The 12,273-nt window shown below is 63.4% G+C and carries 9 protein-coding genes; 2 read left to right on the forward strand and 7 right to left on the reverse strand.

The window, feature by feature from the left end:
• Positions 1 to 183 precede the first annotated feature (183 nt).
• Positions 184 to 1,539: a serine hydrolase gene (locus ACE3TY_RS15930; protein WP_374654711.1), complete on the forward strand. Its 1,356-nt coding sequence runs from the start codon at positions 184 to 186 to the stop codon at positions 1,537 to 1,539.
• A gap of 28 nt (positions 1,540 to 1,567) precedes the next feature.
• Here the strand turns inward: ACE3TY_RS15930 and ACE3TY_RS15935 are convergent, their stop codons facing one another.
• The 5 genes from ACE3TY_RS15935 to ACE3TY_RS15955 all read right to left on the reverse strand — a co-directional run bounded on the left by ACE3TY_RS15935 (position 1,568) and on the right by ACE3TY_RS15955 (position 7,810).
• Entirely contained in the window at positions 1,568 to 2,914 is a 1,347-nt protein-coding gene (locus tag ACE3TY_RS15935) for an NAD(P)/FAD-dependent oxidoreductase (protein WP_374654713.1), read from the reverse strand.
• A 15-nt stretch (positions 2,915 to 2,929) separates the two neighbouring features.
• Positions 2,930 to 4,099 (reverse strand): acyl-CoA dehydrogenase family protein, encoded by a 1,170-nt coding sequence (locus ACE3TY_RS15940; RefSeq protein ID WP_374654715.1) that lies wholly within the window; start codon positions 4,097 to 4,099, stop codon positions 2,930 to 2,932.
• Positions 4,100 to 4,216: 117 nt separating this feature from the next.
• On the reverse strand, positions 4,217 to 5,161 hold the full coding sequence (locus tag ACE3TY_RS15945) for a LysR substrate-binding domain-containing protein (protein ID WP_374654717.1): 945 nt from the start codon (positions 5,159 to 5,161) through the stop codon (positions 4,217 to 4,219).
• Between the two features lie 29 nt (positions 5,162 to 5,190).
• Positions 5,191 to 6,705, reverse strand: coding sequence for a threonine ammonia-lyase, biosynthetic (gene ilvA, locus ACE3TY_RS15950; RefSeq protein ID WP_374654719.1), 1,515 nt, complete (start codon positions 6,703 to 6,705; stop codon positions 5,191 to 5,193).
• 85 nt (positions 6,706 to 6,790) lie between these two features.
• Positions 6,791 to 7,810, reverse strand: coding sequence for a luciferase-like monooxygenase (locus ACE3TY_RS15955; RefSeq protein ID WP_374654721.1), 1,020 nt, complete (start codon positions 7,808 to 7,810; stop codon positions 6,791 to 6,793).
• A gap of 206 nt (positions 7,811 to 8,016) precedes the next feature.
• On the opposite strand from ACE3TY_RS15955, the gene ACE3TY_RS15960 reads away from it, so the two are divergent.
• The gene (locus ACE3TY_RS15960; protein WP_374654723.1) at positions 8,017 to 10,335 is read left to right on the forward strand and encodes a patatin-like protein; all 2,319 of its coding nucleotides are present in this window, start codon (positions 8,017 to 8,019) and stop codon (positions 10,333 to 10,335) included.
• Positions 10,336 to 10,337: 2 nt separating this feature from the next.
• Here the strand turns inward: ACE3TY_RS15960 and ACE3TY_RS15965 are convergent, their stop codons facing one another.
• Both ACE3TY_RS15965 and galU read right to left on the reverse strand, forming a co-directional pair.
• Entirely contained in the window at positions 10,338 to 11,267 is a 930-nt protein-coding gene (locus ACE3TY_RS15965) for an ArsR/SmtB family transcription factor (RefSeq protein WP_374654724.1), read from the reverse strand.
• 87 nt (positions 11,268 to 11,354) lie between these two features.
• Entirely contained in the window at positions 11,355 to 12,239 is an 885-nt protein-coding gene (gene galU / locus ACE3TY_RS15970) for a UTP--glucose-1-phosphate uridylyltransferase GalU (RefSeq protein ID WP_374654726.1), read from the reverse strand.
• Between the last annotated feature and the right edge of the window lie 34 nt (positions 12,240 to 12,273).

The raw sequence follows: 12,273 nt of genomic DNA on the forward strand, positions 1-12,273 counted from the left end.
GAGTATTTGCGCAGTTTGGCCCAGAGATGTGAGGATCATCCGTTAGTCACCTGATTCCGTTGGCGTCTTGTTGCACTTTACCAGATTTTAGGGGTCTGTAGGCTATAGACAGGATTCTACGGTTAACGTAGGATCGACACGAAATTGCCTAAATCTTTTCACCGGCTTAGGGGGAAAAGCACGATGTTCCTGCCGCGTCAGCCCAAGCGGGGGGCGATTCTGTCCATTTTGCGCCGTTTTGGCGCCACCCTTGCGATTATGGCGCTGACCAGCGTCCTCGGCCTGCAGACCGCGCAGGCCAAGCCGATTGCCGCCAGCATCGTTGTCGATGCGGAAACAGGTGAAGTGCTGTCGCGTTCCAACGCCGACGCCGTCACCTATCCGGCGTCGCTTACCAAGATGATGACCCTCTATCTGCTGTTCGATGCCCTCGATGCCGGTACGGTGAAGCTCAGCGACCGGATTACATTCTCAAAGAACGCGGCGAGCGAGCCGGCAACGAACATGAACGTCAAGGCAGGCGATACGATCACGGTCGAAACCGCGATCCTTGCCATGGTCGTTCGCTCGGCCAACGACGTTTCCACGGCGGTTGGCGAACGCCTCGGCGGGACCGAAGCGGCCTTCGCCCGCATGATGACGGCCAAGGCCCGCGCGCTTGGCATGAACAAGACGGTGTTCCGCAACGCACATGGCCTGCCCAATCCGAGTCAGGTGACGAGCGCACGCGACATGGCGACGCTCGGCGTGGCCCTGCTGCGCGATCACCCGAAATATTACGGCTATTTCAAGCGCAACAGCTTTGTCTATCGCGGCAACACATATGGCGGCCACAACCGTGTCATGAAGAAGTTCGCTGGCGCGGACGGCATCAAGACCGGCTATATCCGCGCCGCCGGCTTCAACCTCGTTTCCTCCGCCGAGCGCAATGGCCGGCGCCTGGTCGGCGTGGTCCTGGGCGGCCCCAGCGCGCCAATCCGCGACAAGCAGATGGTGGCGCTGCTCACCGAAGGCTTCAACGCCAGGAACGGCATCGGCGACGTGCTGATGGCCAAGGCACCCGGAAGTGCCGGTCCGGCGCAGGAAGTGCCGGTCGTGACCACCGCCGCCGCGCCGGAGATCGATGCAGTCGTCGCCAGCACGCTGGTGCCGACGCCGAAGCCAGCCCAGGAAGATTCGATCGGCAGCGCGATCGCCACGATGGCCTCCGTCTCCCTCGCTCCGGCAGTGGCTCAGCCGGATACGCAGGCCGTGGCCAATGTTTGGAGCGGCGACAAGAACCAGTATGGGATCCAGGTCGGCGCCTATTCGAAGTTCAAGCCGGCGCAAAAAGCCGCCGAACGCGCCACCAAGGCCGTTCCGACGCTTCTTGCCGATACGCGTATCGTCATCGATCGCGGCAACAGCAGCATCTACCGCGCCCGCGTTTTCGGCCTCAGCAAGGCCGATGCGGATACCGCCTGCAAGAAGCTGAAGGCCAAGCAGACCGACTGTCTGGTCGTGAAGGCCGATAGCAGCATCGCCCAGACTGCTCAGTAAGATAGGCGGCTCAGTAAGATTGGCGGCCTCAGCCGCGCTGGAGCGATTCCAGCCGGTCCAACAGGCTGTAATATTTGCTGAGCGCGAAGACGCCTGCCTTGCGCAATCCGTGCAGGCGGAAATGATCCGGCGCGGTTATGGGGAAGGGTACCTCCGCGGCGGCGGCGCCACTGGCCAGGTCCGCCAGTATGCGTCCCATCATCGTGCAAACCGCGACACCACGCCCATTGCAGCCCATGAAAGAGATCAAGCCGACCTCCGGCATGTGAATGTGCGGCAGCTTGTCTTTCGAGATCGCGACCTTGCCGCTCCAGACGAAGTCGACCTCCCCCACCTCGATCTGCGGGAAGATTCGGGTCACCGCCCGCCTCAGCGAGACGGCATCTGCCTTGTCTGGACGATCGTCGACGGGCGAACGGCCGCCCATGACGAGCCGACCGGTATGGTCGCGGCGGAAATAGAGCAGCAGGCGCCGCGAATCCGTGACGCCAAGTCCCTCGGGAAGGATCCCATCATATTTAGCGGGAAGCGGGGGCGTCGCCATCTGAAAGCTGGCAACGGGCACGATGCTGCGCTCGATTCCAGGAATCAGCTTGTCGCCATGCATTCCGGTGTAGGCATTGGTCGCCAACACCAGGCGCCTCGCGCTTATCTTGTATGGATCGGCCTGAAGCTCCCACCCCTTCTCGTCGCGGCGCAATCGGTGGACCGGAGTCCTGGCAAGGATCGTGGCACCCTCGCGCATCGCCGCCGCCGCGAGGCCCCGCGCATAGCTGAGCGGCTGCAGCGTGCCGCCGCGCCGGTCGAGCCAGCCGCCGACATAGGCCGTCGGCGCTGAACCGATCAAGGCGCCGATTTCGGCTGCACTCAGCAGGTCGCAATCGACGCCCAAATCCCGCCACTGCCGATAACGCGGCTGAATCAGATCCCGGTAGGGCTTCGGCCCATGCGCCGCCTGCAGCCAGCCGCCTCGCCGCGCATGACAATCCATGCCATATCCCTGGATGAGATCGAATACGAGATCCGCCGCTTTTCCCATGGTCCCGGCCATGCGCGCGCCAAGATCGGCGCCAAAAAGGCCGATCAATGCCAGCGGATCGGTCTTGAGGCCGGCGATGACCTGGCCGCCATTCCGTCCGGCAGCACCCCAGCCCGGTTCGGCGGCCTCGGCAACGATCACGCGCTGCCCACGCAAAGCGAGATGCAAGGCCGTGCTGAGCCCCGTGAATCCGCCACCCACGATCGCCGTATCACAGATCATGTCTTCGCGCAGACGGGCATAGTCCGGCGCCGGACATGCCGTTGCCGCCCACAGACTGGCGGGCAGCCGCGTATCGGCACTGCGGGAAGAGACGCTCTGCCGCGACATATTCATGCGGGCGGCGAGCTATCAGTGCCAACCGGTATAGACGTTGAATCCGCGTTTCCGTATTTGCCCGCCGACCACGACGCGCTGGATTTCCGAGGTGCCCTCCCAGATACGGTCGACGCGAATGTCCCGATAGAGGCGTTCCACCGGATTCTCGCGCATGTAGCCGCGGCCGCCCAAGACCTGCAGGGCCTTGTCGATCACCCGGCCGGCGACCTCGGAACAGAACAGTTTCAGCGCGCTGGCATGCGCGTGGATGCGGCTGCGGTCGGCGCCGCTGTCGATCTCCCATGCCACGCGATAGAGCATGGTCTTGGCGGCAAAGAGTTCGACGGCCATATCGGCCAGCATGAACTCGACGCCCTGGAAATCGCGGATGGGCCGATCGAACTGATGGCGCGTCGTGGCATAGTCATTGGCTATTTCGGCGGCGCGCGTCGCTGCACCGAAAGCATGCGCAGCAATCTGCAGCCGGGCCTCGACGAACCAGTCTTTCGTCATTTCGAGCCCCTGCCCGATCTGCCCCAGCAATTTGTCCTCGGCGATCTCCGTTCCCTCGAAACGCAGTTCGGCATGGTCGAAGGCGAAGTTGTGCATGAACTTGGGCGAGCGGATATGCGTCATGTTGTTGACCGGCTTGTCGACCAGGAACAGGCTGGGCTTGTTCGGATCGCCGTCGACATGCGCATGAACGATGATGAAATCGGATGCATTGTAGGACGTCACAAACCACTTCTCGCCGCTGAGATGCCACTTGCCGTTCTTCAGGGTGGCAATCGTCTGCACCCGGCGCGGGTCGGATCCGGCTTCGGGCTCGGTAATGGCGAAACAACCCCGGCGCTCGCCATGGATCGACGGTCTCAGATATTCCTGCTTTTGCGCATCGGTGCCGAATTTGAGGCTGACCGGCGGCCGCCAGACGCAACTCCACAGACCGTTGGTGACTCGCCCCAATTGCTCCTCGATGACGATCTGCTCGACCATCGTAAGGCCAAGCCCGCCATGCTCCTTGCTGTGGTTGATACCGGCAAGACCCCAATCTCGGACGGCCTGCCGCACGGCGGGGCGCTTCTCCATCGGCAACTCGCCATGCTCGTCCGTGACTTGCTCAAGGGGGATAAGTACCTCGTCGCAGAAGGCCCGCCCCTTGGCTGCAAGTTCCTTCTCCTTCGGCGTCAGCTGCAGGTCCATGTCTCGATCTCCCCCTTTTTCCGGTCAGGAGGCCCCGCTGAGGCTCAAGCCCACGCCCCCCTCGCCTCCCTGTGTCCATCGGCCAAGGTAGCAGTCTCCGAAGGGATCGCTATCTCCTCAATTATCAGACACCGCATGATCTGAAGTCATGAGCGCGTGCCTCAGTTCCTGCATCTCGGAAAGGAGCCAATCTCTTACGAGAATGGCGGGGTCGCGCAGAGGCCGGCGCGCCGTGGCAACCAGGAAATAGCCGTTCCCCGTCTTGAGAACGAAGGGTGCCGCCTGCACCAGTTCCTTTTGCTGCAGCTCGTGGGCGACGACATGCCCCCAGCCCAGGGCAATTCCGCGCCCGCCGAGCGCCGCCTGCACCACCAGCGAATAGTCCGAAAAAGTGAGGTTCCGCCCCGCGAACTGCGCCGGATAATTCGCCTCCGCCAGGAAACGCTGCCACGGAATGCGGGTGCTGCCGGACAGATGGACCAGGGTGTGCCGCGACAGATCGGCGTCGCTGCCCAGCGCGCCATGCGATGCCAGATAGGCCGCGCTGCAAACGGCCATCACCGTCTCCTCCATCAGCAGCCAGCTGTGATGATTGGCATCCTCGGGCAGATTGTAGCGGACCGCGAAATCGACATCCTCGAACGGGCCGGTCGGCTCGCCGCGCACCAGCTGAAAGCGCAGGTCGATCGATGGGAACTCCGCCTGGAAGCGCTCGAGGCGCGGCATGAACCAATGCATGGCAAAGGCGGCGGAGAGCGAGATCGTGACCGTGCCACCGGCGCCGTGCCGCGCACGGATACTTTCGATCGCCATCTCGATATGCTGAAAGCTGCCGGTTACGGCATGATAGAGTTCCCGCCCGTCCTCGCTGAGTTCGATACCGGTCGGCGTCCGAATGAACAGCTTCGACTCGATATGCGCCTCCAGGCGCCCGATCATCCGGCTGACGGCCGATTGCGTCACATTCAGTTCGAGCGCCGCGCGCGTGAAGCTCATGAGGCGCGCCGCCGCCTCGAAGACGAACAGGGCATTGGCCGACGGCAGAGAGCGCCTGAGTGTCATTCAGTATATCCCCTGCTGTCCCCCACGCCTCAATCTCCGAGAAACAGGCGATAGACCGGATTGAGCGTCTCATCCTCGTAGGGATAGCCGAGCTGGGTCAACTGCGCCGCAAAGCGGGCACGTTCGGTCGGCTGCACCTGCAATCCGGCAAGCACGCGGCCGTAATCGGCGCCATGATTGCGGTAATGAAACAGGGTGATGTTCCATTCCGTGCCTACGCCGTTGAGGAACTTCATCAGTGCACCGGGCCGTTCCGGAAACTCGAAACGCAGCACGACCTCGTCCTTCAGACCCGGTACGCGGCCGCCGACCATATAACGGATATGCAGTTTGGCCGTTTCGTTGGCACTGATATCGAGCACCTGATAGCCCAACCCCCGCAGTTCAGCGAGAAGCGCTGCCTTCTCCACGCCTTCGCCGCGCAGCTTCAGGCCGACGAAAACATGCGCCTCACCGCCCGCGGCGAAGCGATAGTTGAATTCGGTGATGTTGCGATTCCCGAGGACCTCGACGAAACGGCGATAGCTGCCTTGCCGCTCGGGGATCGTAACCGCCAGCAGAATTTCACGCGCCTCGCCCACCTCCGCGCGTTCGGCAACGTGGCGCAGCCGGTCGAAATTCATATTGGCACCGCTGTTGATGGCGATGAGCGCGCCGGTGCGCACGGGATTGGCCACGGTATAAGCCTTCAGCCCGGCCAGCGACAAGGCGCCGGCCGGTTCGGCGATAACACGCATATCCTCGAAGATGTCCTTTACCGCCGCGCACATCTCGTCGGTATCTGCCAGGAGCACATCGTCGAGCAAGGTACGGCAAATCCGGAAAGTCTCCGCGCCGGCCTGCCGCACCGCAACGCCGTCCGCAAAAAGCCCGACGCGGTCCAGCACGATCCGTTCGCCAGCGTCGATTGCCGTCTTCATCGACGCGGCATCGACGGGCTCCACCCCAATGACCTTGATTTCCGGACGCAGGAACTTGACATACGACGCGATGCCGGAAGCCAGTCCGCCGCCGCCAATGGGCACAAAGATCGCTTCGATCGGGTCGGCATGCTGTTGCAGGATCTCGACACCGATCGTCCCCTGCCCCGCGATTACATCCGGATCGTCGAACGGATGAATGAAGGCAAAGCCTTGCTCTGCCTCCAGCGCCTTGGCGTGGGCGTAGGCATCGTCGAACGTGTCGCCCTTCAGCACGACCGCACCGCCCCAATGGCGCACCGCATCGATCTTGATCTGCGGCGTCGTCACCGGCATCACAATCGTGGCCGCGATACCGAGTTTCTGTGCAGACAGCGCCACGCCCTGGGCATGATTGCCGGCAGAGGCGCAAATGACGCCGCGCGCCCGGGCCTCCGCCGGCAGGCGCGCGATACGATTGTAGGCGCCCCGAATCTTGAACGAAAAGATCGGCTGCAGATCCTCCCGCTTCAGAAGGATATCGCTTTTGAGGCGGCCGCTGAGGCGCGGCATGGCATCGAGCGGTGTCCGCGACGCCACATCATAGACGCGGGCATCGAGAATGCGGCGGACGTAATCGGTCACGACGCCGCCCACTTCCTAGCGCACATGGCAAGCCTCTCTCGCAGCATGATTTGCCGGAGAGAATAGTGTGCGATTTCGAGCGCCGCTAGCGCCCCGACGCAATCTTATTACCGGCTGCCAGCCTGGCCCGCACCTCGGCGACCAGTTCGAACGAGTGCAAACGCGCCTGATGATCGAAAATCTGGCCGGCCACCATCACCTCGTCCACTTTGGTCGCTTCGAGGAAACCGGCAAGGCCCCCTTCGACCGTTGCCGGCGACCCCACGATTGCATAGGCCAGGGAATGGTCGACCATCTGCTGCTCCATAGGCGACCAATAGCCATCCATGCTGTCGCGGGGCGGCGGCAGCGGGCCCGGCGTTCCCCGCCGCAGGTTGATGAATTGCTGCTGCAGGGAGGTAAAGAGGCGCCTTGCCTCCATATCCGACTCGGCAGCGAAGATGTTGAGACCGGCCATGACATAGGGAGCCGGCAAGGATGCCGACGGCTTGAAATTGGCGCGGTAAAGGTCGAGCGCACGCATCAGGTAGTCCGGTGCGAAATGAGAGGCAAAGGCGAAAGGCAGGCCCATTTCGGCCGCCAGTTGTGCGCTGAAAAGGCTCGACCCCAGCAGCCAGATGGGAATGTCGAGACCGGCCCCGGGCACGGCACGGATCTGCTGGCCTGGCTGAACCGGTGCGAACCAGGCCTGCAACTCGGCGACATCCCGGGGAAACGAATCGTCGCTGCCGGCAAGGTTTCTGCGCAGGGCCCGGGCCGTGCGCTGATCCGTGCCCGGCGCCCTGCCAAGGCCCAGATCGATGCGCCCGGGAAAGAGCGATTCCAGCGTGCCGAATTGTTCGGCAATGACCAGCGGCGCGTGATTGGGCAACATGATGCCGCCCGATCCCACCCTGATCCGCTGCGTTGCCGCTGCAACATGGCCGATGACCACGGACGTGGCCGCGCTGGCGATGCCGGGCATGTTGTGATGCTCGGCCAGCCAATATCGGTGATATCCCCAGCTTTCCGCATGGCGCGCCAAATCCGTCGTGTTGCGCAAGGCGTCGGCGGCCGTCTTGCCGAGCGTGATCGGCGATAGATCCAGGACCGAAAAGGGAATCATCCGACTGCTGCTCCTCCAGGCTCAAACGCCGCCTGCCCGGCAGGATAGCAAGCCGCAAGTGCCCGCCAGCACGTTCAATTGGCCGGGGGCGCATGTCCGGGACGCAAATCCGTCGTTGGATCGGGGACATATGCGATTTCGGATGATAAACTGCCTCGACTCGAAAAAGACCAAGCTCGAAAAATGCCATCCAGGTGTCGGGGGATATGAAGCAGATCGAGATCCGCTTGGCCGTGGTGCTCTATGGCGGCGTATCCTTGGCCGTCTATATCCATGGCGTCACGCGGGAGCTTCTCAATCTCATCCGGGCCTCCAAATTGCTGCACGCCGAAACCGAGGAGGCGGCGGAGGCGCCGGACAGCACCGCGGTCTATCTCGACCTGCTGAAATCGTTGGCGCCGGAGATCGATCTACGGATCGTCATCGACCTTATATCCGGCGCGTCGGCCGGTGGAATCAATGGCGTGATGCTGGCCCGCGCGCTGGCCCATGACCTGCCGCTCGATTCGCATCGGGAACTCTGGCTGCAGAATGCCGATGTGACCCAGCTGTCCGCCCCGGCCAGCCTGGTGAGCCGGACCCTCAAATCCGCCATGGGTCCGATGATCGACAACGTGCTCACCCACCGTTTCGGAACGCAAGTGGCCGATCCCGAGACTCTCTCCAAGGTGCGCCGCTTTGTACAGGCCCGCTGGTTCACGCCGCCTTTTTCCGGCCCCCGCTTTGCGGGATGGATGCTGGACGCCTGCGACAATATGGATGCCGGCGCCGGTACCGGGACCAGCCTCCTACCGCCCGGCCATCGGCTCGATCTTTTTGTCACGGTGACCGACTATCGCGGGCACCATCATCTCATCGCGCTGCACGACCCGCCGGTGGTCGAGGAGACGGAGCATCGCCGCATTCTCGCTTTCTCCTGTCGCCGCGCCCTGTCGGGTGAATTGCAGAGCGAGTTCGGCCCCGGGCACGTGCCCTCCCTCGTCTTCGCCTCGCGCGCGACGGCCTGTTTCCCCGGTGCTTTCGTACCGGCAACGGTAGCGGAAATGGATGGGATCCTTGCCGAGCGCGGGCGCGCCTGGCCAGCGCGAACGGCCTTGCTGGTCGACAAGCTGGGCGTCGACGGCGATCTCGACCAGGCTGCGGCCAACCGCTTCTTCATCGACGGCAGCGTCGTCATGAACAAGCCTTTCTCGCCCGTCATTCATGCTCTGGGCGACCGGCCGGCGAGCCGCGAAGTCGTGCGCCGCATCATTTATGTCGACCCCAATCCACGCAATGGCGGGCGCCAGCGCTCCGGCGAGGGCGCGCCGGGTTTCTTCCGCACCATCCTAGCTTCCCTCGCCGTCATCCCACGCAACGAACCCATCGCCGACGATCTCCTTGGCATCGAGGCCTGGAATGGCCGGGCGCGGCGCATGGCCGAAATCCTTGCCGCCGCCGATCCGGAAGTGGAACGGCTGGTCGACGACATCGTCCAGGCCGACCCCAACAATCCGCCCACGATCGCCGAGGTCGGCCGCTACCGATCCGCCGCCAATGAAGCCGCGCATCGGGGAGCCGGCTATGCCTATCTCAGTTATCAGAAGCTGAAACTACGCGGCGTCTGCGACCGTCTGTCGAAACTGGTGGCGGAACTGGCCACCGCCCCGGAAGCACCTGTGAGCCGCGAAGTCGTCAGCGCCGCCTTCGACCGCTGGCTGGCTGGCGATACCGAGCCGCCTGCCCGGACGATCCGCTTTCTGCGCGGCTTCGACATCGAATTCCGCCTGCGCCGCATTCGTTTCGTTATCCGGCGGCTGAACGAACTCTACCGCTCCGCCGACGAGACCGGCGTCGATGTCGGCTCCGCCGCAATCGATGACCTCAAGGGCGCGCTCTACGAGGCGATCGAGCGTGCCGCGCCCAGATGGGACCCGACCAGATATACCGGAACGCCAGTCGCGGCGGCAAAACGGCTGGCCGCCGCGGCAAAGGCCGGCCGGGAGCTGGACAGCGCCGATCTCGCCGCGATGGAGGAAGCCTTCGGCCTGATCCCCATCGATCATTCGCTCGACGAGATTATTTCGGTCATGGGTTTTGCCTTTCTGCCGCCGGTTGCGCGGCGGGCTGTGGCGAAAGCCTATGTCGGCTTCGCCTTCTTCGACTTGATCACCTTCCCCATCCTGCAATGGACGGATATGGATGAGATCAACGAGGTGCTGGTCGACCGCATCAGCCCGGACGACGCGCGGAGCCTGGGCGACGTCACCCTGCGCGGCACGGCCTTGATGAGCTTTGGCGCCTTTTTCAACCGCTCATGGCGCGAGCATGATTTTCTCTGGGGGCGCCTCAATGCCGCGGAACGCTGCCTCGACGTCGTTACGTCGGCCATCGGCAGCCGTGCCATGGCCACACTCGATATGGAGCGGCTGCGCGGCCGCTTGTTCCTGGCCATTCTGGACTCAGAGGAAGCACACCTCAACGCCGATCCGGCACTAATTCCGCGCCTGCGGCGCGAAGTCATGGCGCGATACGGATTCGAGTAATCCTATGAAGGCCGTTCAGCCGCCCATAGGGCGACGGTAAGCGAGTCGCCGGCGAGGTGCCGTGGCGGCAAGGGAAGCAATCCCGCCGCGCGGCACCATGCAGTGACCTGCGCATCGTCGAAGCCCAGCCAGCGATGCGCCTGCTCCTCGCGCAGCTGCTCCAGCCGATGCGTGACGAAATCGACGATGACCATCCGCCCGCCTTGCGCCAGCACACGCGCCGCTTCGGCGATGGCGGCGTCCGGCCGGTCGGCGAAATGCAGCACCATGTTCATCGTGATGGCGGCAAAGCTCGCATCCTCGAACGGCAGCGCGAACATGTCGGCCTGGCGCACCTGGCAATGCCTGAGGCCGGCGCGGAAGAGGTTGGAACGCGCGACATTGAGCATCTCGCGCGAGCGGTCGACGCCGACCGCCGATAGAGCGCGCTTGCCGACCAGCGACAGCACGTGGCCGGCACCGGTGCCGATATCGAGCAGGCTCTCGATCGGTGCTGCCGGCAGGGCTGCCAGCAATGCCGCATCGACCGCCGCCTGATCGGCGTGCAATGAGCGGATTTGTTCCCAATCGCCGGCATGCTGGCGGAAGAAATCGGCGACACGCGACGTCCAGCCTTCCGATATGGCCTGCAGCCGCTTCAGATCCTGCGCGTGCTGCCGGTCATCGGACGGCAACAGGTCGACGATGAGACGCGCCAATTCACCGCCCACACCCTCTTCGGGCAGGCGATACCAGGCCCAGGGGCCCTCCTGATTGCGCACCAGGACACCCGCCTCGACCAGCAGTTTGAGGTGCCGGGAAATGCGCGGCTGCGACTGGCCGAGAATTTCGACCAGATCGCTCACCGTCAGCTCGGCATGGGCGCAAAGGCCCAGGATACGCAACCGCGTTGCCTCGGCCGAGGCCCGCAAGCCCTTGAGAATCTCTTCCATCACTTCCCCGCTACATGGCGGGGATAATGATATTTTTATGCGCTTATCCTTAGCAAGCCCGAAACGATCAGAGCTTTCCCGAACTGATTATTGCTTCAGCGTGCGGGCGATCTCCGCGACGACCTGGCTGACGGCCTTGCCCAGGATCGGATGCGCCACGCCGAGGGCGATATTGGCCTCGATGAAGCCCGCTTTGTCGCCGCAATCGTAGCGCTTGCCTTCGAAGCGGAAGCCGTGGAACGGCACCTCGCCGATCATCCGCGCCATGGAATCGGTGAGCTGTATCTCGCCACCCGCTCCCGGCTTCTGCGCTTCAAGGTGATGGAAGATTTCCGGCTGCAGGATGTAGCGGCCGATGACGGCGAGGCGCGAGGGTGCGATGTCGGGCGCGGGCTTCTCGACCAGCCCCTTGACCTCGACCAGACCGTCCTTGTCGGTGCCCGGCTTCAGGATGCCGTAGCGGCTGGTATGCTCCTGCGCCACCTCCATGACGGCCATGAGGTTGCCGCCGACCTTGCGATAGACGTCGGCCATCTGCTTGAGGCACGCGACCTCGCCATGAACCAGATCGTCGGGCAGCAGCACCGCCACCGCCTCGTCCTTGATGAAGTGGCGGGCGCACCAAACCGCGTGGCCCAGGCCCTGCGGCTCCTGCTGGCGGACATAGGCGATGTTGCCGGCCAGCGGCAGCATCTTTTTCAAGAGTTCCAGCTCCGCCTTCTTGCCGCGGCGGTTCAGTGTGTCTTCGAGCTCATAGGAATGATCGAAATGGTCTTCCATCGCCGACTTGCCCCGGCCGGTGACGAAGATCATTTCCTCGATCCCGGCTGCCTGGGCCTCTTCCACGGCATATTGGATAAGCGGCTTGTCGATGACGGTCAGCATCTCCTTCGGCATGGATTTGGTGGCCGGCAGAAAGCGCGTGCCGAGACCGGCCACTGGAAAGATTGCCTTCTTGAGGGGTTTGATCATCCCGTTTCCCTTTGCTTGATGCATTGCAGCATTT

This window comes from Dongia sp. (genome assembly GCF_041918875.1).
In the GTDB taxonomy this organism is placed as follows: domain Bacteria; phylum Pseudomonadota; class Alphaproteobacteria; order Dongiales; family Dongiaceae; genus Dongia.